Annotated in this window: 23 protein-coding genes, 1 other RNA gene and 2 pseudogenes; 7 read left to right on the top strand and 19 right to left on the bottom strand. The window is 46.4% G+C overall.

Annotated elements, in window-relative coordinates; translation table 11 throughout:
* Positions 1–23: 23 nt before the first annotated feature.
* Both Q0698_RS10240 and Q0698_RS10235 read right to left on the bottom strand, forming a co-directional pair.
* On the bottom strand, positions 24–290 hold the full coding sequence (locus Q0698_RS10240; RefSeq protein ID WP_298636412.1) for a monovalent cation/H+ antiporter complex subunit F: 267 nt from the start codon (positions 288–290) through the stop codon (positions 24–26).
* The gene (locus Q0698_RS10235) at positions 287–763 is read right to left on the bottom strand and encodes a Na+/H+ antiporter subunit E (RefSeq protein WP_298636411.1); all 477 of its coding nucleotides are present in this window, start codon (positions 761–763) and stop codon (positions 287–289) included. Before Q0698_RS10235 ends, Q0698_RS10240 begins: the two co-directional genes overlap by 4 nt.
* A 355-nt stretch (positions 764–1118) precedes the next feature.
* On the opposite strand from Q0698_RS10235, the gene rsgA reads away from it, so the two are divergent.
* From rsgA to Q0698_RS10220, 3 genes are all read left to right on the top strand, one after another.
* Complete coding sequence (gene rsgA, locus Q0698_RS10230) at positions 1119–2156, top strand: ribosome small subunit-dependent GTPase A (protein WP_298636410.1); 1038 nt, start codon at positions 1119–1121, stop codon at positions 2154–2156.
* Between the two features lie 207 nt (positions 2157–2363).
* Entirely contained in the window at positions 2364–2885 is a 522-nt protein-coding gene (locus tag Q0698_RS10225; protein ID WP_298636409.1) for a phosphatase PAP2 family protein, read from the top strand.
* Entirely contained in the window at positions 2882–3973 is a 1092-nt protein-coding gene (locus Q0698_RS10220; protein ID WP_298636408.1) for an MJ1255/VC2487 family glycosyltransferase, read from the top strand. Before Q0698_RS10225 ends, Q0698_RS10220 begins: the two co-directional genes overlap by 4 nt.
* 87 nt (positions 3974–4060) lie before the next feature.
* On the opposite strand, the gene Q0698_RS10215 is transcribed toward Q0698_RS10220, so the two are convergent.
* The 3 genes from Q0698_RS10215 to Q0698_RS10205 all read right to left on the bottom strand — a co-directional run bounded on the left by Q0698_RS10215 (position 4061) and on the right by Q0698_RS10205 (position 5123).
* Positions 4061–4240, bottom strand: coding sequence for a DUF6435 family protein (locus Q0698_RS10215; protein WP_298636406.1), 180 nt, complete (start codon positions 4238–4240; stop codon positions 4061–4063).
* A 178-nt stretch (positions 4241–4418) separates the two neighbouring features.
* Positions 4419–4787: a transcriptional regulator gene (locus tag Q0698_RS10210; protein ID WP_298636405.1), complete on the bottom strand. Its 369-nt coding sequence runs from the start codon at positions 4785–4787 to the stop codon at positions 4419–4421.
* Between the two features lie 33 nt (positions 4788–4820).
* Positions 4821–5123 carry a type II toxin-antitoxin system HigB family toxin gene (locus tag Q0698_RS10205; protein ID WP_298636404.1) on the bottom strand — a complete coding sequence of 101 codons (303 nt, stop codon included), beginning with the start codon at positions 5121–5123 and terminating at the stop codon, positions 4821–4823.
* A gap of 147 nt (positions 5124–5270) precedes the next feature.
* Here Q0698_RS10205 and Q0698_RS10200 point away from each other — a divergent pair, with 147 nt between their 5' ends.
* On the top strand, positions 5271–5714 hold the full coding sequence (locus Q0698_RS10200; RefSeq protein WP_298636403.1) for a DUF4345 domain-containing protein: 444 nt from the start codon (positions 5271–5273) through the stop codon (positions 5712–5714).
* Here Q0698_RS10200 and Q0698_RS10195 read toward each other — a convergent pair.
* Positions 5711–6013 (bottom strand): annotated as a pseudogene (locus Q0698_RS10195) (transcriptional regulator). The gene Q0698_RS10200 and the pseudogene Q0698_RS10195 sit on opposite strands and share 4 nt — an antisense overlap.
* A gap of 230 nt (positions 6014–6243) precedes the next feature.
* Here Q0698_RS10195 and Q0698_RS10190 point away from each other — a divergent pair.
* On the top strand, positions 6244–7614 hold the full coding sequence (locus tag Q0698_RS10190; RefSeq protein WP_298636402.1) for a Fic family protein: 1371 nt from the start codon (positions 6244–6246) through the stop codon (positions 7612–7614).
* Positions 7615–8351: 737 nt separating this feature from the next.
* Here Q0698_RS10190 and Q0698_RS10185 read toward each other — a convergent pair.
* The 13 genes and pseudogenes from Q0698_RS10185 to smpB form a co-directional block, all read right to left on the bottom strand.
* Positions 8352–8666 carry a type II toxin-antitoxin system RelE/ParE family toxin gene (locus tag Q0698_RS10185; RefSeq protein WP_298636401.1) on the bottom strand — a complete coding sequence of 105 codons (315 nt, stop codon included), beginning with the start codon at positions 8664–8666 and terminating at the stop codon, positions 8352–8354.
* Complete coding sequence (locus tag Q0698_RS10180; RefSeq protein ID WP_298636400.1) at positions 8666–8914, bottom strand: type II toxin-antitoxin system ParD family antitoxin; 249 nt, start codon at positions 8912–8914, stop codon at positions 8666–8668. Before Q0698_RS10180 ends, Q0698_RS10185 begins: the two co-directional genes overlap by 1 nt.
* A gap of 136 nt (positions 8915–9050) precedes the next feature.
* Positions 9051–9266 (bottom strand): GDCCVxC domain-containing (seleno)protein, encoded by a 216-nt coding sequence (locus Q0698_RS10175; protein WP_298636399.1) that lies wholly within the window; start codon positions 9264–9266, stop codon positions 9051–9053.
* Positions 9263–9550 carry a mercury resistance system periplasmic binding protein MerP gene (merP, locus tag Q0698_RS10170; RefSeq protein ID WP_298636466.1) on the bottom strand — a complete coding sequence of 96 codons (288 nt, stop codon included), beginning with the start codon at positions 9548–9550 and terminating at the stop codon, positions 9263–9265. Before merP ends, Q0698_RS10175 begins: the two co-directional genes overlap by 4 nt.
* A gap of 55 nt (positions 9551–9605) precedes the next feature.
* Positions 9606–9953: a mercuric transporter MerT family protein gene (locus tag Q0698_RS10165; protein WP_298636398.1), complete on the bottom strand. Its 348-nt coding sequence runs from the start codon at positions 9951–9953 to the stop codon at positions 9606–9608.
* 89 nt (positions 9954–10042) lie between these two features.
* Positions 10043–10429: an Hg(II)-responsive transcriptional regulator gene (gene merR / locus Q0698_RS10160; protein ID WP_298636396.1), complete on the bottom strand. Its 387-nt coding sequence runs from the start codon at positions 10427–10429 to the stop codon at positions 10043–10045.
* A gap of 123 nt (positions 10430–10552) precedes the next feature.
* Positions 10553–11628: pseudogene (locus tag Q0698_RS10155) on the bottom strand (IS3 family transposase).
* A gap of 203 nt (positions 11629–11831) precedes the next feature.
* Positions 11832–12215, bottom strand: a transfer-messenger RNA (tmRNA) gene (gene ssrA, locus Q0698_RS10150).
* Between the two features lie 89 nt (positions 12216–12304).
* Positions 12305–13336: a hypothetical protein gene (locus tag Q0698_RS10145; protein WP_298636395.1), complete on the bottom strand. Its 1032-nt coding sequence runs from the start codon at positions 13334–13336 to the stop codon at positions 12305–12307.
* A gap of 4 nt (positions 13337–13340) precedes the next feature.
* A complete protein-coding gene (locus Q0698_RS10140; RefSeq protein WP_298636394.1) occupies positions 13341–14519 on the bottom strand; it encodes a heparan-alpha-glucosaminide N-acetyltransferase domain-containing protein in 1179 nt (392 codons plus the stop codon).
* A 131-nt stretch (positions 14520–14650) separates the two neighbouring features.
* Positions 14651–15802 (bottom strand): hypothetical protein, encoded by a 1152-nt coding sequence (locus Q0698_RS10135; protein WP_298636393.1) that lies wholly within the window; start codon positions 15800–15802, stop codon positions 14651–14653.
* A 432-nt stretch (positions 15803–16234) separates the two neighbouring features.
* Positions 16235–17593 (bottom strand): sodium-dependent transporter, encoded by a 1359-nt coding sequence (locus Q0698_RS10130; protein ID WP_298636392.1) that lies wholly within the window; start codon positions 17591–17593, stop codon positions 16235–16237.
* Between the two features lie 73 nt (positions 17594–17666).
* Positions 17667–18143 (bottom strand): SsrA-binding protein SmpB, encoded by a 477-nt coding sequence (gene smpB / locus Q0698_RS10125; protein WP_298636390.1) that lies wholly within the window; start codon positions 18141–18143, stop codon positions 17667–17669.
* A gap of 120 nt (positions 18144–18263) precedes the next feature.
* On the opposite strand from smpB, the gene Q0698_RS10120 reads away from it, so the two are divergent.
* Entirely contained in the window at positions 18264–18752 is a 489-nt protein-coding gene (locus Q0698_RS10120; RefSeq protein ID WP_298636388.1) for a type II toxin-antitoxin system RatA family toxin, read from the top strand.
* Positions 18749–19054 (top strand): RnfH family protein, encoded by a 306-nt coding sequence (locus Q0698_RS10115; protein WP_298636387.1) that lies wholly within the window; start codon positions 18749–18751, stop codon positions 19052–19054. Before Q0698_RS10120 ends, Q0698_RS10115 begins: the two co-directional genes overlap by 4 nt.
* Positions 19055–19143 lie beyond the last annotated feature (89 nt).

Here is a 19143-nt window from a genome sequence, read left to right as displayed (position 1 = left end):
AGCTAATCATACTTCTAAAAATGTTAGTCAATTGGTGCGGTGTATTCGAAAAATCGAAGTACCGCTACCATTCCGATAAAGTTAATAAGCGCGTAGACAATGGCTATATCTAGAAAGTCTGGACGTCCCATCATATAACCCCCAACCGCAATAAAGAGAACGGTCTTGGTGCCAAACATATTAACGCCGAGAATGCGATCGTAAACCGTGGGTGACTTAAACGCTCGTACTAGCGCAATACCCATAACGACCAAAATAGCCATACAAGCTGCAGTGTAGACTGCTGTCATTTCTTTTCACCCCATATTCCGGCAATCTTACGTTGCATTTCTCCCTGCTTAATCGTCTCGATAGATGACTTTTGCAGTGCGTGGACGGAGACTACGCCGTCCACCAAATCTACGCTCAATGTGCCGGGAGTCAGCGTAATAGAATTAGCATAGAGTGCGTGGCAGTTGTTTGGCACGTCTTTAGCATCAATAAGCGCGAAGCTTGGCGATACCTTTTCGGCTGAGCCCCAAATTAGTTTCGTTACGTGGATGCTAGAGCTAACGATCTGCCCGAACAGCCATGGCAGATAGCGAATCAGCGGTAGCCCAGTGCCAAGCGGTTGTTGCGTCTGATCAACGTCATTCATACGCTTCAAAACATAGAGGACAACAAGGACTGAAACCGCACCAAAACTTAGCAGTAGCGGTTGAATGTATCCTGATAACAACAGCCAGAATACTGAAAGTAACACTGTCCATCTAGTGATATACATGAATAAGGACCTACTTGTTATGAAAATTTTGCCTAACAGGGCATCTTTGACCTGCGAATCCTTAGTGTAGTTCTATAATTTAATTATATTTTAGTTGCCTAGAAAACTAGTGTTCTATTTATGCCAGTAACTACGTATTAGTTGTACCATGATTTGTACTTAGATTGTAGAGGTCTTAGTCCCGTATGAATTTTCTGTCGCTATTAATTGAGCTAAAATAACGCCAGCAATTTTTGGTTCGCTGGCGCGAGGCTGCGTGATTGCTCAACTAGCGCGATATTCATCACTTCAGTGCTCAATAACAGCTTATCGAGGCTAACGAGAGACAAGCCTGACAAATTAATTGGAGATAGCAATGAACGACTTTTCCTTAGTAGATTTAGGGATGCGACCATTCTTTCAACAGCAGCTTTCCCTAGAGGAGTTAGAAAGTTGCCAGTTAGGTAGGATTGTGGAACAGCATAAATCGGAAGTTGTGGTCTTAACGGCGGGTCAATCGCATCGTTTCAGCCTATCTCCTGCACTGGGTGTTATTTGTGTTGGTGACTGGGTGCTCTTCAATTCCGAGCGCATTACTCGCTTACTGGAGCGCCAGTCTTTATTCCAGCGTAAGGCAGCCGGTTCAGCAAGTAAGCGACAGCTTATTGCGGCTAATGTAGATTGCGTATTCATTGTTAGCTCGCTCAATGAAGACCTTAGTTTGAATCGTATTGAGCGATACCTAACACTGGCGAAGGAGGCAGGTGCTGAGCCGGTAGTAGTCCTCACCAAAAGGGATCTCCAGAGTGACTATGAAGCAATTCAGCAGGAGGTTCAGAAGCTAAACCGCCTCATGAGTGTGCAGTGTGTTAATGCACTGGACCCCAATGACATTAGCCAGCTAGCGAGCTATTGCCAAAGGGGGCAAACGGTCGCATTCCTGGGTTCATCTGGGGTTGGTAAGTCGACCTTGGTAAATGGATTGCTGGGTCGCCAACTCATGGAGACGGGTGGAATTCGCGAGAATGACGGTAAGGGACGCCATACCACAACCCATCGAGCGCTATCGCTGATGCCGGGCGGTGGATTATTAATGGACACGCCGGGAATGCGCGAGCTGCAAATTACTGATGCAAAAGAGGGCATTAAACTCACCTTTGCCGATATTGAATCACTGGCAGATTCCTGCCGTTTCAGTGATTGCCAGCATGAAAATGAACCGGGGTGCGCCGTAAACATCGCACTTAAAAACGGTGATTTGACGCAGCGGCGACTCGATAATTACCGAAAATTGCTGCGTGAGGATAGCCACAACAGCGCTACGCTCGCCCAGCGCCGTGCGAAGGATAGGGCGTTTACGAAAATGGTCAATTCGGTTCAAGATCAAGCTCGGACGGCGAAGAAATTTAAATGAGATTAAGCTCTAAGGGGCTGAATAGAGGCCCTTCATATTGCATTAGAAAACGATAGCTAGGCGCGCTAGCGCTCGCTCCAAGTCACCGCTCATGTCATAGAACTTTCATTGCTGCGTAAGAAAAAGTTCACACATCCCCTCGATAATAATTCCCATGAAGAAGCGCTCCATTGAGAAATCATTACACGTATTGTGTGAGGAGGTGTCATGAAGATTCTTGAGATTGTTCACGAACACGATGTGTTTACCTTTGACTGGGTACTTCAGCGCACTAACAAACAAGCAATGATTCGCGCTGCTCTGTTTATTTCAAAATCTGGTGACGGCCATCTCTATGCCGTTGCAGCCCTTCTGTCATTACTGTTTAGTGAGTTCGATTTGTTCCTGCTTCTGGTCTCAGCATTCGCACTAGAGCGGACGCTTTATACCATTTTTAAAAAGGGTTTTAAGCGCAACCGCCCCGCGAAGATTCTAAAGAATTACAAGAGTTTAGTGATCCCTAGCGACGAGTTCAGTTTCCCATCCGGACACACTTCGGCCTCATTCTTGATGGCCACCCTTATTAGTGTGCTAGTGCCGGTGACATTTCCGCTTTTACACATCTGGGCAATTGCGGTGGGCTCATCAAGAGTTGTGCTGGGGGTTCATTTTCCCACTGACATCCTGGCAGGCGCGACCTTGGGTACATCGGTTGCCTTGATTACTCTCAATCTATTGGGTTATCTATGAAAATACTTTTTGGCGTTCAAGGTACAGGAAATGGCCACATTACGAGGGCTAGAGCCCTTGAATCCCATCTAAGCGCTGCGGGGGTTGAGCTGGACTTCCTATTCAGTGGTCGCGCTCAGGACCAGTATTTTGATATGGAGCAATTTGGCAACTACCGGGCCTTAGGGGGTCTGACGTTCACTACTGAACGCGGCAGAATCAATGTGCTTAAAACGTTGGTGGATAACAATCTTCCTCAATTCATGAAAGATATCAGAGGGCTAGATCTGAGCAGCTACGATCTCATTCTCTCCGACTTTGAACCGGTTACCGCTTGGGCAGCACGTCTTCAGAAAAAGACCTGTATCAATATCGGACATCAGAGCGCTTTCAATTACGCGATCCCCATTGAAGGTGACTCGTTTGTTACCCGAGCAATAATGAAATGGTTTGCTCCGGCAGAAATTCAGATTGGTTTGCATTGGCATCATTTCGGCCACCCAATTCTGCCGCCCATGATTGATGTAACGGAACAGCCCCTAGCCGCTGAAAAAGACAAAGTTGTTGTGTACCTTAATTTTGAATCTCCGCAGGATGTGATTCCGTTGTTGCAGAAATTTCCGGATAAGAAGTTCTATTACTATGGCCAACACAAGCAAGCGGAGCAAGTGGGCAATGTCTTCCTACGCCCGTTATCCCGGGCAGGCTTTCAGCATGACTTAGCCAGTAGTGAAGGGGTGATCACCAATGCTGGTTTTGAGCTAGCGAGTGAAGCCCTATTCCTTGGTAAGAAGATTTTGGTGAAACCGATTTCAGGTCAAATGGAGCAACACTCCAATGCCCTTGCATTGCGAAAGCTGGGCTGGGGTATGACGATGAATTCGCTGGATGAGAACACGATTGAAGCGTGGCTTAGTGCACCAGGAAATACTCGCTGTATTTATCCCGATGTCGCCAAAGCCTTGGCGGAGTGTATTGTGCGGGGTGATTTCAAACATTACGATGAGCGGCAACTAACTGCACTGTCTCAACAGCTTTGGTCTGCGACCACTATGCCATCGTCCGAGATTAAGAGCACTCTACTTATCAATGATCACGCCACGAGCTAAAGCGAACACGCGGGAGGGTAATACCTGGTGATAAGCGATGCTCTTAATTATCAATCTCAATTATCAATCTTAATCTCAAGCGTCAGCTTAGGGCTGCTGAGCAGCTTTTAATTCATCGATCTTTACTCTTATCTCTTCCGCTTCCGCTGTGATCATCGAATAAGTCTTTATGTCACCATTACGCTGAGCGAACATCGCAGCTTCGAGCTTACTGAGATAAATTTTGTCCAGCTTCTTTATTGGGTCTTTCTTAAATAACGAAAACATAGTTTCTAGCCTAAAAGTGGGGTGCTTAAGGGATACGTTGGGTTACGGCTTTTGGTTTTGATTGTTGGGGAGAGGTCAGGTTGTTGAAGGCGCTCTCTGAGAGCTAGAAGTTCTTTTTTTTCTGTTCAAGCGCAACAAACCGAAAGCCCATCTCGGCAATGCTCTGAAGGCATCATGTTTAAGCATGTGCCTGTGGTGGCTTGATCAGAGACTCAGCCGGAATACCCAAGCCCTCATGTAGCTTCCAGATCATTTTTAGTGTGAGCGAGCGTTTGTGATTGAGAATTTCATAGACTCGGTTGCTTTTACCAATCATGGGTTCAAGATCTTTGACTGTTAAACCTTTACGTTCCATCTCAAACTTGATGGCTTCAACTGGATCAGGCAGATCCATAGGGAAATGCTTAGCTTCATATGCTTCGATAAGCGTGACCATGACATCCAGCTTTTCACCTTCAGGTGTATCAGCGCCAGCCATCATCAGGCTTTCAATTTCTTTTAATGCCACTCGGTAGTCGGCATCAGTTTTAATCGGTTTGATGTCCATTGTGTTAGCCTCTCGTTTCTACCTTTGAGGTAATTAAATAGTTTGTACGTCAATTCTATCGTATTGAGCATGGGTACCGATGAACCGAATATAAACCACGCGATAGGCATAGTTGATCCACGCGACCAAACGGTACTTGTTACCCGCAATATTGAAAACCACCCGCCCATCTTTGAGGATGCTGGCATTTCTGAAGTCCCGCTTAACGTCGGCAGGTGCTCTCCAGTCAGCCGCTAAGGCATGTCGATACCAAGCAAGCGTAGGCTCCTTCGCGTCCGAGTACTCTGGGTGTTCCTCCCAGAAAGCTTTCAGTGTCGATAAGGCAATGATTCTCATAAAGTTAATCATAGTCCCAAAATGGGACTTAGGCAACTAGAATATGATGGAGAATAATTATGACTGAGTATCAGGCAGTTATGACACAAAGAGAGTTATGTAATTGACGGCAAAGGTCAAAAATTACCCCAACAGAGGTGAACAACTATGAATTTACGTCAGATGTTTCTATTACTGGTTTCAGTTAGCCTATTTCCAATAGCACTCTCCTACGGAGTCGCGCCACAAGAAAGCCTTCATTTTTTGTTCGGTATGACGGTGACCGACATTAATGCTATTCACATTTATCGGGCTATGATGGGCCTTTATTTGGCTATGTCAGTGTTCTGGTTCATTGGCGCGTTTAACGTGCTGGTCAGGCAAGCTGCTTTATACAGCCAGATAGTATTCATGTCGGGGGTTGCTGCTGGCAGAGCGATTAGTTTAATTGTAGATGGCATGCCTCACTGGCTCATGCTTGTTTATCTGACATTGGAAATTATCGCAGTAATGATAGGAGTTTTGTTGCTTTCCAAAGTTGCTTTTTCTCCTGTTCAAGCGCAACAAACCGAAAGCCCATCTCGGCAATGCTCTGGAAATCATCATGTTTAAGCATCTGTCTGCGGTGGCTTGATCAGAGACTCAGCCGGAATAACCACGCCCTCATGCAGCTTCCAGATCATTTTTAGTGTGAGCGAGCGTTTGTGATTGAGAATTCCATAGACTCGATTGCTTTTACCAATCATGGGCTCAAGGTCTTTGACTGTTAAGCCTTTACGTTCCATCTCAAACTTGATGGCTTCAACAGGATCAGGCAGATCCATAGGGAAATGCTTAGCTTCTTATGCTTCGGTCAGCGTAACCATGACATCCAGCTTTTCACCTTCAGATGTGCCAGGGCCAGCCATCATTGGGCTTTCAATTTCTGATTGAAAAGTTGCGGGTTGATAACAATCCCTAATGGACGGTGAGGGCTAAGCGGGGATATTTACAAGTTGGTGGTCGTTATCAATATGAAAAATCGTTCGCTACTGTTCGAAGAAACGCTAAACTGCGCCATAAAAATCATTAGAAGTGGCGCAGTTCTGAAAACTGCGCCATAATTGCGCCATCTATTACTTATAAGGGCGCCAAACCGTTCATGCCTCCTAACAACGAACTTCTTGCCAGCATTAAAGTATCTTCTCAAGGTGTCACACTGGCTGAGCTGTTAACGCAACACCCAAATATCGCCCGAAGAACAGCCCAGCGGCAGATTGCCAAGTTCATTGATGAAGGTCTGGTGATTGCTCGCGGAGAAGGACGTGCTCGCCGATATTTTGGTGTGGATGCCCTCCCCAACGCTGGCCTACACACGAATAGTAGAGATGCGTTTCCTTCCTTCATTCCAGTATCCGCTGATAGCCAGGATATTTTAAGTTACATCAATCAGCCGTTAGAAGCCCGCAAGCCCGTAGGTTATCAACAGGAGTTGCTCAATTCCTATCAGCCAAATAAAACTTGGTATTTGTCTGAGTCATTGCGTCGGCAATTGCACAAAATGGGGAGAACTACAGATAGTCAGCAACCTGTTGGTACCTACTCGCGCGCCATTTTAAATCGACTATTGATTGATTTATCGTGGGCATCAAGCCATTTAGAAGGGAACACTTATTCTCGATTAGATACTCGCGAACTCATTGAGCACGGAAGATCGGCTCAGGGTAAAGCGGCGATTGAAACGCAAATGATTTTGAATCATAAGTCAGCTATTGAGTTGTTGGTAGAAAATATCGATACAGCTGAATTCAATGAATATACCTTGATGAATATTCACAGCGCGCTTTCAGAAAACTTGCTGCCCAACCCGGCAGATGAAGGACGGATTCGTCAGCACGCTGTTGATATTGGTAAGAGTGTCTTCAGGCCATTGTCGGTTCCCGCGCAAATAGAAAATACTCTGAAGCTAGTATTAAGTAAGACTAGGCAAATTGGTGATGCCTTTGAGCAGTCATTTTTTATGATGGTGCATTTACCCTATTTGCAGCCATTTGCCGATATCAATAAACGAACCTCCCGCTTGGCTGCAAATCTGCCATTGTTTCGCGCCAATCTCTGTCCGTTGACGTTCCTGGATGTACCTGAGCAAGCATACAGTCGAGCCACGCTTGGTATATATGAAATGGCTCGAGTCGAATTATTGCGCGATCTTTACGTATGGGCCTATGAGCGTTCCACTCAAGAGTATTTAGCGATTAAGCAGGATTTGGCAGAGCCGGATCCCTTGCGCCTGACATGGCGTAATTTTATCAAGCAAACAATCCACTTGGTTGTTACCAGCGTCCATCAAGATCCCTATTCTGTTATACAGCAAGCTGTTAAAGCGCAAATTCCCGAACCCGAACAGAATGATTTACAAGCCTTAGTCATCGAAGAGTTGAGGCGATTGCATGAGGGCGTACTAGCTCGCTATGGTTTGCGCCCTTCAGAATTTGCCGCGTGGAAGGCTGAGCACCACCCCTATAAGAGCTGAGAACCTTTTAGCTGGCACGTAATAATGAACAACCAAATATAAAGCGTTGTGCCATTTATTCTCGTCGCTCGTCTTTTGGAAAGGATTATCGGTTAGTGCTCAACTTATGGCTTGTACGGACTTTATAGACTCTGAAGTTGGCAAAGGCTGCCGATGGTCGATACCATCTATGAGAGCGCAATTGAACACGCGAGTTTAAAGGTGGAAAGGCTTTTAATCGCGATTCGAATTATACACTGTTGAAGAACCGTATCTATTTGGGTGAAGTCTTTTACGGTGATACGTGGTGAGATAGCGAGCATGAGTCAATTATTTATCGCGACCTTTGGAGAAAATTTGCGGCACTGTTAGATACTTGCAGTCGTAGAGGCGAAAACCGGGCTTCCTCCGATGAGGGCTCAATTCTTATGTTTCGGAGGCGTGTGTTCGGTTTAGATGGCCGAGCCATGTTGCAATGGTTGTCGATAGGGAGAGGTGCATAGAATATTCGGCAATTTAGAGAATGCTCTTCTCGAACAGCTCGAGATTAAACCGTGGGCGAAGTCCGAAAGCTCCGGCCACATAGGGTCTAAAGCGCAGAGTGCCGGCAATAAAAAGCCCTAGCTGATAACAGTTGGGGCTTGGCATTTGGTGGGAACTATCAATATGAAAAACGGTTCGAGAGTTGCTCAGTTGGTGTTGGCTAGTGATAGCTACTGCGTATTGCTTCGAAGCCTATCAGGCTTTTGATTTGGGTGTCAGTCTTCCAAGAAGTAACTAATCGTGTCCATTTCCTTGTGAGGAATGCCGATGATATCAATTGAGTAGCTGCCAAACAGGTAAAACACGACATGCTGGCCTTCTGGAAAGCTGTAGTAGCCCTCGCAAATATCTACTCGTTGTTTGCCCAGGAGTGGATTTTCGGCGAGCCAGTAGAAACGCGCTTCGATATCCTTTAAGTAGCGGTTTCGCTGAGCCTTTCCCCATGTCCCTTCTGTGTAACGACCAATGTTTATTAAGTCTTCTTGGGCGCGTGGGGTAACTCTGACCTTTCTATTGGGTGTTTGTGCCATCAGGACTCAGCGTCTAAGTCATTGATAACTGAGTCCATAGAGAAATTGTCAACAAAGTCACCATTGCTGGCCTGGCTAGCGCCTTCGGCCAGATGCGAGCGCAGGGCTTCCAGCTTGCTTTTGCGTTCTTCCATAGAGCGCAGGGCATCACGCACAACCTCACTTGCGGAGCCGTAACGGCCGCTGGATATTTCATTTTTGATGAATGCTTCCCAGTGTTCACCAAGACTTAAGCTGGTAGTCGCCATGATTTACCTCTAATATTCATATGTAACAAATATGAATATAGCGCTCATTGAACAATATGGCAATAATTGTCGGTTGCAGGATGTTGAGGGCTATGAGGAATCCTGTTTGAGGTACTCAACTCAACAAGCAGTCAAGTCATGAACAACATGACTTGTCTTGCTGAATTGGCGGGCAAGGCACTGTTCCATAGGAACAATAAACGCAACAATCACCAGCTTTTGGTTTCAACAGTACGTGACACTGTTCGCATTCATAAAACCATTGGCACGCATCGGTGGGCATGGTTTCCATTTTCCTATGGCTGCATTCCGGGCAGGTAAGCTCTGATTGCAAATTCACATTTGAAGTCATGGCGTTTCGGTTTCCACCATTGTCGATGGATAACCTGCATTGGCAGTCGCTGCGGTTAGCGCTTTAACTGTAGTTTTTTCGTCATCAAAGATCACAACCGCTAATTTGGTACTGTAGGTAATTTCAGCTTTGCTAACGCCATCAACGTTTTGCAAAGCCTGTTTCACGGTAATCGGACAGGTCGCACAATTCATGGTTGGCACTTCCAAAGTTACTGTTTGCTCTTTGGCAAACGTGCTCAGACTAAGCAGAGACAATAGGATCACTAATACTAATTTTTTCATCATGTACTCCAAGTTTAAAAGTTCGATTCTTAATACAGCTCTCTGGCGTCCAGTTTTATGCAAACCAAAGAATCCAATAATTACTGGTCACAAGTACAAATGCTGTGAGTAGGGTTAACCAAAATACCAACTGGCGTCGTTTGCGAACTTTCGGTACCGCACAAGTAGCACCGGGCTCACAATCTTTGATCGGGCGATAGACCTTCCATCCTGCAAAGCCAAATAGAACTAAAACGGCCACAATAAAAATGGGACGATACGGCTCTAAAAGCGTTAGGTTGCTAATCCAGGAGCCACTAATGCCTAGCAACAATAAAACCAAAGGTCCTGCACAACAAACACTCGCGCCAATAGCTGCTAGCACCCCACCAATAAGTGGTAGATTAGACACTTTACGGGACACCTTATGCCTCCAATATGATTAATTTATAGAGTTAGTTTAAACTCCGTACCATAGTACGGAGTCAAGGTGGTTTTTAGGATTGGATAAGGCTACGGTAGGAGAGAATCAATGATCGGGCAGTGACTGTCATCGTCATTGCTTAGGCATTGCGTTAAAAGTGCCTGCAATGCATTTTCCAAGCGTCGTAAATCAGCCATTTTTTCTTTCACGGTACTGAGTTTATGCTCTGCTAGTTCCTGCACCTGACCGCATGGGCGGTCGTTCAAGCTTAGTAGATTGGCGATTTCATTGAGGGTAAATCCTAAATCTTGTGCTCGCTTAATAAATCTAATGCGGTCAACCGTTTCATCAGGATACTGGCGATAGCCAGTTTCAGGTTTAATGGGCTGCGCAATCAGGTTTTTCCGTTCATAAAAGCGGATTGTCTCGACGCTGACGTTTAGTTCTTTGGCAACTTTACTGATAGTTCTTGTCATTAATTTATCCGGATTGATGTAGCTGACTTGCACTAAAAAAGATAATCAACGCGCCAACAATGCACAGTAGTGCACTGACCTTTCCCCTCGATTAGTACCAACCTCTCGATGAGATTTCCCATATTAGGCAGCCTTTTCCGCAAAAGCTACCGGGGTTAAATAATTTAGCGAGCTGTGGGGGCGTTCATTATTGTAATGGTGTTGCCATTTGGCGACCTCATAGCGGGCTTCTTGTAATTTCCTAAACCAATGCTGATTTAAGCAAGCATCCCTGAATCGACAATTAAAGCTCTCTACAAACGCATTTTGCGTCGGCTTTCCTGGCTGAATAAAATTGAGCTTCACTTTAGTTTCCTGACTCCAAAAGAACATCGACTTACTTGTAAATTCAGTGCCATTATCACAGGTTATACTGCTAGGCTTACTGCGAACTTCGATCAGGTCTGATAGGAAGCGGGCGACGCGAGCACCCGATATCGAGTATTCCGTTAGCTGACCAACAATTTCGCGCGTGTAATCGTCAACGACATTTAAGATTCTAAAACGTCGATGGTTCGCGAGTTGATCCGACACAAAGTCCATCGACCAACTTTGATTAATCTCAGTAGCGGGATCCGAGACAATACGCGGACGAGTAAGCTTCTTTCGTTTCTTAGTTCGCACCTGAAGGCATTCTTCGGTGTAGACGCGATAAGTACGCTTACGGTTCACCACTAATCCCTCTCGCTTTAACAGCGCATGAAGCATTAATTAGCCATAACGTGAGTACTTCGCCGCAAGTTCTTTGAGGCGCTTACGAAGTCGCTCATCGCCATATCCAGCGGCCTTGTATCGAAAGCCAGTCCGACTGACCTGTGCCAGCGCACATGCTCGGCGCTGAGAAAAACCAAACCGTTCCATCAAAAAGACTACGATCGGTTTGCGGTCGGCTGGCTTTACCAATTTTTTGAAACAATTTCCTTCATCGCTTCGACTTCAAGAAGCTTATCGGCTAGTAACCGCTTCAACTTGCCATTTTCTGGCTCTAGTTCACGTAGCCTTTTTGCCTCATTCACTTCGAGGCCTGCGTACTTAGAGCGCCAGTTATAGAATGTGCCCGACGAAATGCCCATATCTCGGCAAATATCGTCTGCCTTCGCTCCGGCTTCATGCTGCTTGATTGCCTTGATAATTTGCTCTTCTGAGTAACGTTTCTTCATTGTCTTGAGATCTCCCTCTGGGTAGATTAACTGGAAATCTCGTCGATGTCGTGGTTCTAATTACCGGGGAAAGGTCAAGCCAAGATGAGAAGATTTGAACCAAGCTGACTTCGCAACATGCACTAGAGCCCAGTGATAGCCGCGTTCTTGAGGTTCGATTTGAGGAGATTTGAAGCGAGTTGACTCGCTTCGAAAGAAGAAATTGGTGGAGCCGGGGGGAGTTGAACCCCCGTCCGCCAGTACGCCATTTTCGGCTCTACATGCTTAGTCTCCCTCAATTAAGTTAACCGCAAACAGCCCGAGGGACAGGACGTTATTGGCGATCTTGATAAAAGTTTAGTAACGCAGCCTCAAGCAAACCTTGTTACGATCCAGTTCTATATGACAGTCAGCAGCGCGATACTGGCACCTTGCTGATGACCGATAGCGGGCGAACCGCTATTAAAGGTTTATGCAGCTAGTGCGTAACCTTCATAGTTAGAGTCGTTTGCAACTATAACAAATACAGCTTTGGATTAACGTGATTGGCTGTCATCACGGCATGCACCAGAAAACTTTGTTACCGTCGTCGAATCCAAGTCGGCCCCAATGTTCTCTTGAACCCGCGCAGTATAGCTAATTGCTGTGCTAGGTGGAAGCGTTTAAGTAGGTGGGTTCTACTCAGATGCGCAGTAAATTATGCCCACCACTTTCGCATAACTCGCCACATCACAAAAAGAAACAGCAGAGGTATGAGTAGCGTCTGTAGTAGGAAGATCACCGTCAGATCCACTACCGAAACGGTGGTAGCTTGAAGGCTTTGATTTAAGGCATCCTCGTCACTCAAGAAGGCCTCTAATTCCTGCGCAATTTGCTGCCAGTCTCTATCATGCGGGTCTACCTCGGTTGTTGGCGCTTCCCAGTTCCAGTAACCAATAGGGTCTTCGGTGAACGCAGGTCGTGTACTCTCGGCCGGTTCACTGGTAGTTGTGGGGGTGACAGTGGTCCCGGCAGTGGTACTCGCGGTCGAACTGTTGGTGCTGCCGCTACTGGGCAAGCTTGAACTGGGTGCAGCACTAGCTGCCTCGTGTTCTTCAGGGCTCGTAGCGTCAGCGTTATCGGGTACGGTGTAAGTATCACTGATGCTCGTGAGTACCGCCTGACTCTGAATCAGTTCATCGTGGGAGGCACTCCGGTATTCAGACAGCAGCAACCAGTCCGCTGTTTCACTCAACAGTAAGGTGGTGGGGACTATGAATCGTAGCGCAAAGGCGCACACTAACAACCGCCTTGAGAACTCAAAGTGATGGCGATAACGCGGCAATAAACTTGCTGCCAGCGCCACGGCGGCGAGGGTTAAGAACACGTTGAAGTACTTGCCTGAAGTGATAAGCAAAAGCAGTTTCTGCATTCCAAGCGAAGCGAGTGCTAACAAACTCATCCAGCTAAAGCTCTCAATCAAGTCATTTAGCGGATCTAAAAACTCCCCCGGTTGAATAGCAAGCCCGGCAAAGACGCTGACGGAAACACTCACACTCTGGACCACGGAGATTGCCCCATTGATCAACTTAGCCGTAGCGAAGATACCGAAGGCATCGAGCATGGTGAGGTTAATAAGCTCGTGCGCGGCATCGCTAAGCCAGGGCACCCAAGCAACTACTAACGCCGCTACGAGAAAAACTAGCCAATAGCCAATCTGTCGATGACTCAATTCAGTTGCGCTAGTCATATTCTCAAACCTTTAAAAAGATGCCACGCTTGTACATTGCGTGGATAGGCAGATAACACACTGCAAGAAACACCAACGCAAAGGCTAGGGAACCTGGCTTGTCGCCAAAGGCCGGCTGAAACAGCGTAGCGTACAGCCAACCCTGCAGTGAGGTTTCGCCCACTGGAATCATAATTACTAGTCGGCTGAGTAGCGCCGCCAGTACATAAATTGCGATGGCGTTGGTGCCACAAACTACTAAGGGCGCAGACCACCCACGAATTTCTAGTTGATCTAAAATCAGCATAAATGCCGCCGTAACGACTAGCGTCACCCCCGCCGTTACCAGCACAAAGCTTGGGGTCCAAAGTGTCTTATTAATGGGGATTTGCTCGCTGATAAAATCACCAAGTACAAAGAGCACAATACCGGACAGCGCTACCCAGAAAATACTACTTGCTTCCTTATTAATGAAGAATTTTGCACACACGGCCCCAAGTAATGCCGAGCTCGTCGCTGTTAAGGTGCTGAGTAACCCCTCTGGGTCATAGGCAAATGGAACAATGATATCGAAGTAAACGTGCTCTCTACCTAAAAAGAAATCGTCAATGAAGGCAGCAAAGTTATTCCCGTGCACAAGTGTTCCCGCCATATCCACACCCAAAACGCTATAGGGGGCTAGCATCATCATTGCCCAATAGGCTGCGCACAACGCCGCTGCGCTGACAAGCCAACTTAGGGGTTTGCTATTCAGTACAATGATCGTGCAGAAGATATAGACGAGAGCAATGCGTTGCAGTACCCCCATAATCCGAATGGTTTCTACTTGAGACTCCCACCAGTTGAAGCCCTCCTGGCCAAATGGATAATAAAAGACGGCAATAAGTAAGCCTAACCCAAAAAGCTTTAATGCCCGCGTACCGATATTGGCATAGATCTTTAGGTCCGGAGTTTTCGTGTCTAGGCCGCTGGCTACAATGGACATGCCCATGATGAAGAGAAAGGCAGGAAAGATAACGTCGGTGGGTGTCCAGCCATTCCAGCTGGCGTGGAGTAAGGGGGCGTAAACATGCCCCCAGTCGCCAGGCGTGTTGACAATAATCATTGCCACTACCGCAAGTCCGCGGAGCACATCAAGACTTAGGAGCCGATTAGATGAGTAACGACTAAATACCGATTGCGTGTAGTGACTTACTGGGTTCATTTGTAGCGCTCCGACTTTTTCTCTAGATTACCGCATGCGAGGTGGGGGGGAAAGTCAAAGCGATGGTATATCATTCACGTGCGAGGTGTCAGCTAGCTATTAATTCCTTTAGTGCTAAAGCAGAGTAATCGCTATTTGAATAGCTGATAAATTGTCTGCTGCAGTTCTTGAATACTGCTTAAGCGGTTACGGGTTAATAGTGAATTCAAAAATAGCTTTGCTGTTTTCAAATTTAGATTACAGTAATGGGCTGCGCCGATTAAGTCGCCACTGCGAACTAGTTCTACACAAAGTTTCGCTTCACCAGGTGTGGCGCGAAGATTCTCCGTTATATCAGAGATCTTAAGTGTTGGAATGAGATCCCCCTCATAAAATTCAATCTGAATCGCCCCAAGGTTGTTGAATTCTGAACGTGAAACGAGCGCGAAAAGTGTTTCGTTGTCAGGTACTGGTACGACGCGAAGTGCGTTTAATTCAGAAGTCACAGACGTGCTTAATGTTAAATCTGAAGCCTGACGAAGGCTATCGCAAAAGTCCTGATCACTGCAGACAATATCGCCCTCGTCACTGATACGGATTATCTCTGATGTTTGGCAAAATTCTTGAAAACTTCGCGAACTGTAGAGAACAGAATGATCTGTATCCAAGACCACACAGGGTTGAGTTTTACCTTGGATAGCTCCGTTCTGTTCAGCGTATTCGCTAAAGTTGTCATCGTCTGTCCAATAGGCGGTAAAACTCTGCTTGGCTTTTACGGCTACCCGCTCAAGATCTCGCATATCATTTCTATTAAATTTTGCTTCAATAGCACTACGAGAAAAGATCAAAATAGCACGTAGTTCAGAATTTATACTGAATGACATAGAACAGTAATCGGAAATTCCTAGGCACGATAGATAGGCCTTTTCAAGTCCCGAAGGGGCTTCTAAGCTACGAAGTTCCAAAGATTGGGCAAGCGAGGCTACATGTAGCCCTGAGTAGTTCAAGGCATCGGTAATGGGTTGGAAGCGAAAGGCACCATACGGCCACCGATACAGCCAATCACGAATACCTGAGGAATGGGTGTGCCAGTGATCTTTGATCGTATTTCGAGTGGTCGAAAAGGAAATTAAGTCAACCTTCGACGCGCCAACTAACCGTCCAAAGCACGATAGTCCCTGAGACATTTCCGTCTCATCAATGGCTTTGCGCTGCAGGCGATAGAAAAAATCGTCCAAGTTATCGAGGTCTTCTAATCCTTTAGTCGACAACGCCTCATCGGAGGGTGGCACGAACGTTACCATGTTAGCTATTCCTTAGCGAAAACAGTTCTCTTAATGTTCCGTAGAAGCTACCTGAAAACTGCACTTCGTAAGACAATAGGAGTGGGTCGTTTTGTTGTTATTAATCAAATTTCTTATTTGAATTAACAAAAATATATCGCTTAAAAAAGTGTGATGCAAGTCACATTTACGAGCCCGGTAAAATTAATTCTGTCGTTGCGTAGTAGAAGGTCGGTATTGAGAGAGCCTACGGAGCTGTAAATTGGAGCATTTAGTCACACTAGGGATAACTCTCGGGTCACCGGTTGTAGGCTAATTTTTGTCAGTACTGAGGATTCGTTGGCGCATAGCTGATTGCTCAGATTAGTTATCTGGAGTACAGCAAGGAGATTAAGGCGTTTGGGTAAATCAGTAGGTAGCTAAGCGCTAACTTAGCTACCTAACAAAGCGTCACTACGAGAGAAGCTTTTGCAGGGTTGGAAACAGCATGGTAATAATCAGCGTAGGGCAGATTAACTTCACATACCATGGCCAGACCTTAACGAACCAAGCCGACTCCCCCTCTGGGTGACCAGCTGCAATAGCTTTCATCGCTTCATTACGATTCCAGAGCCAACCCGCAAATATACAGAACGCTAGGCCAATCAATGGCTCTAGGTAAACGGTGGCGAGATCTGCCACAAAGCCAAACATACTGTCAAAATTTAGCGCAATGATTATGCTGAACGCTAAGATGAGCGAGCCAGTAGTAAATGTCGCGATTTTTCGCTCAATATTGAAATGCTCGCTCACGAAGCTTACGGGCACTTCAAGCATCGAGATTGAAGAGGTCAACGCCGCAATACTCATTAGTAGGAAAAACGCGATGGCCACGAAACTTCCTGTTGCGCCCATTCCGTCAAATACCGACGGTAGAACCGCAAAAATTAATCCCGGCCCAGCAGCTAATTCGCCTGCTTCGCTATAAATTGTGGTGCCGTATTCCTGGGCTACAAACATCGCGGGAATAATTAACAGCCCGGCGGTGAAGGCAATACCGGTATCGATGATGGTTAGCGAGGCGCCAAGTCGTGGAAGATTTTCCTTTTCGCTGACATAGGAACCGTAGATAAGCATGGTTCCCACGCCTAGGCTCAATGAGAAAAAGGCTTGTCCCATGGCACTTAATAGCAAGTCTGGATTAGTAATTCCGGAGAAGTCAGGAACTAGGTAGAGCTTTAAACCGTCCATCGCTCCGGGCTGCATTAATACGTAAATGATCAACGCTACGAGGATGGTGATTAAACTGGGCATAAGACGCGTAGACCACTTTTCGATGCCATCACGAACCCCACCCACAATAATGAGCATTGTGAGTACCGAGAAAAGTATGGTGAAAATGATGTCTCTGCCTGGGCCTTGAGTAGTGAGCCAAGTACCCGTCTCAGTAGCGCCCGCTAGCGTAGCAATAGGCTCTATCATATGAGACATCATCCAGCCCGCAAGAATGGAGTAGAAACTCAGGATTAAACTGGCTGTTAACACCCCGGTCAAACCAACCGTCGCGCCAACATAGTGGGCGGCCTTACCCGAACTGACACTACCTAGTGCGTCCACCACGTTAGCGCGCTTAGCGCGGCCAATCGTGAGTTCTGCCATCAGTGCCGGATACGCTAACAAAAATGCCAAGGCGAGATAAACTAGGACGAAAGCTGCGCCGCCATTACTCGCAGTTTGAGTAGGGAACCCCCAAATGTTACCAAGCCCTACAGCGGAACCCGCTGCCGCCATGAGAAAACCTAAACGCGATGAAAATTGACCCCGAGCAGCCATACAACAACCTCTAATTATTATTTTGTTACTACTCTAAAGGAGCAGGCGGTGAAAAACTAGATGAGCGAAGCGGTTAGTTTGTCTCGCGAACTAATCGCTGTTTTTGGCGATCCCAATCACGATCCTTTTGAGTCTCGCGCTTATCGTGCATTTGCTTACCTTTCGCTAAGCCAATTTCAACCTTGATAAGATGAGCCTTCCAATACATTGCTGTACAAACAATGGTGTAGCCTTTCTGCTGAGCGGCGTCACGAAAACGCTGGATTTCTTTGCGATGCATTAGCAACTTGCGCACCCGATTCGGTTCAACCACAAAATGTGTTGAGACCGTATTGAGCGGGTTGAAGTGAGCATTTAACAGCACGGCTTCGTCATTGTGGAAGTCTACATAGGTATCGGTCAGCTGAACCTTACCTTCGCGCGCACTCTTTACTTCCCAGCCTTGAAGCGAGATGCCCGCTTCCAGTTTGTCAGAAATGTGATAGTCGAACTTGGCACGACGATTCTGTGCAATAGTTCCAGATTGTGCTTTCGGTTTCTTTTTTGCCATGGCTCGCATTTTAAACGCAGCGTTGAAAATAGCCAGAATTTTTCGCAGTGGATAGCCGTATCTCAAGGACACCCTTCGAATGAACGGTTATAAGGCTATCGCTTAGCAAGAGTCGCAATTATGAGTTCGCGTTGGTATGATTTGCAGGCTCTTAACACCTCAGAGATGATCATGCCTAAAATTGAACGCTCGGCGCTATTGCCCTACGCTGCTGATGACCTATTTGAGTTGGTCAATCAGGTTGAAGATTACCCACAGTACATGTCGGGTTGCGTTGGCGTTGATGTATTGTCGCGCAGCGAAGATCACTTAGAGGCTCGGCTACATCTAAGCAAAGCGGGTGTTAAACATAGCTTCACAACACGTAACGCACTAACTAAGCCAACGAAAATGGTGATGACGCTAGTTGATGGGCCGTTCAAACAATTCTCAGGAGAATGGACCTTTATTTCACTTAGCGAATCGGCGAGTAAAGTAAGCTTGAACTTAGAGTTTGAGATGAATAGTGGAATTTTGAAAGCGGCTGCCTCGAAGTTGTTCGAGTATACTGCAAATGAAATGTTAGATGCCTTAGTAAAGCGGGCGAACGAGAGGTTAAAGCCGTCATGATCGACACTATTAATGTGGAAGTAGCCTACGCAATGCCCGATAAGCAAACTATCAAGGCCTTATCTGTACCAATCGGTACCACGGCCTTAGCCGCAGTCGAGCTGTCAGGAATTACAAAAGAATATCCACAAATAAATCCTAAAACGGACAAAATGGGTATTTTTAGCAAAGCCTTCAGTGCAAAGCAGGGCCCAGATACCTATGAGCTCAAAGCGGGTGATCGAGTTGAGATCTATCGACCGCTAATAGCGGATCCGAAAGAGGCACGCCGTAAACGTGCGGAGAAGAAAGCCGCTGAGTAGTGGCTTTATGTCCTACCGAGTTTCCGAGTTAGTTCCAGCGTTACGAGTATTCGGCGTTTCGAGGTAAAGATATTAGCACGAAAAAAAAC

This window comes from uncultured Umboniibacter sp. (assembly GCF_947497555.1).
GTDB lineage: Bacteria > Pseudomonadota > Gammaproteobacteria > Pseudomonadales > DSM-25080 > Umboniibacter.
Note: the sequence above shows the minus strand (reverse complement) of the source record. Positions and strands in the feature narration are given on the sequence as shown.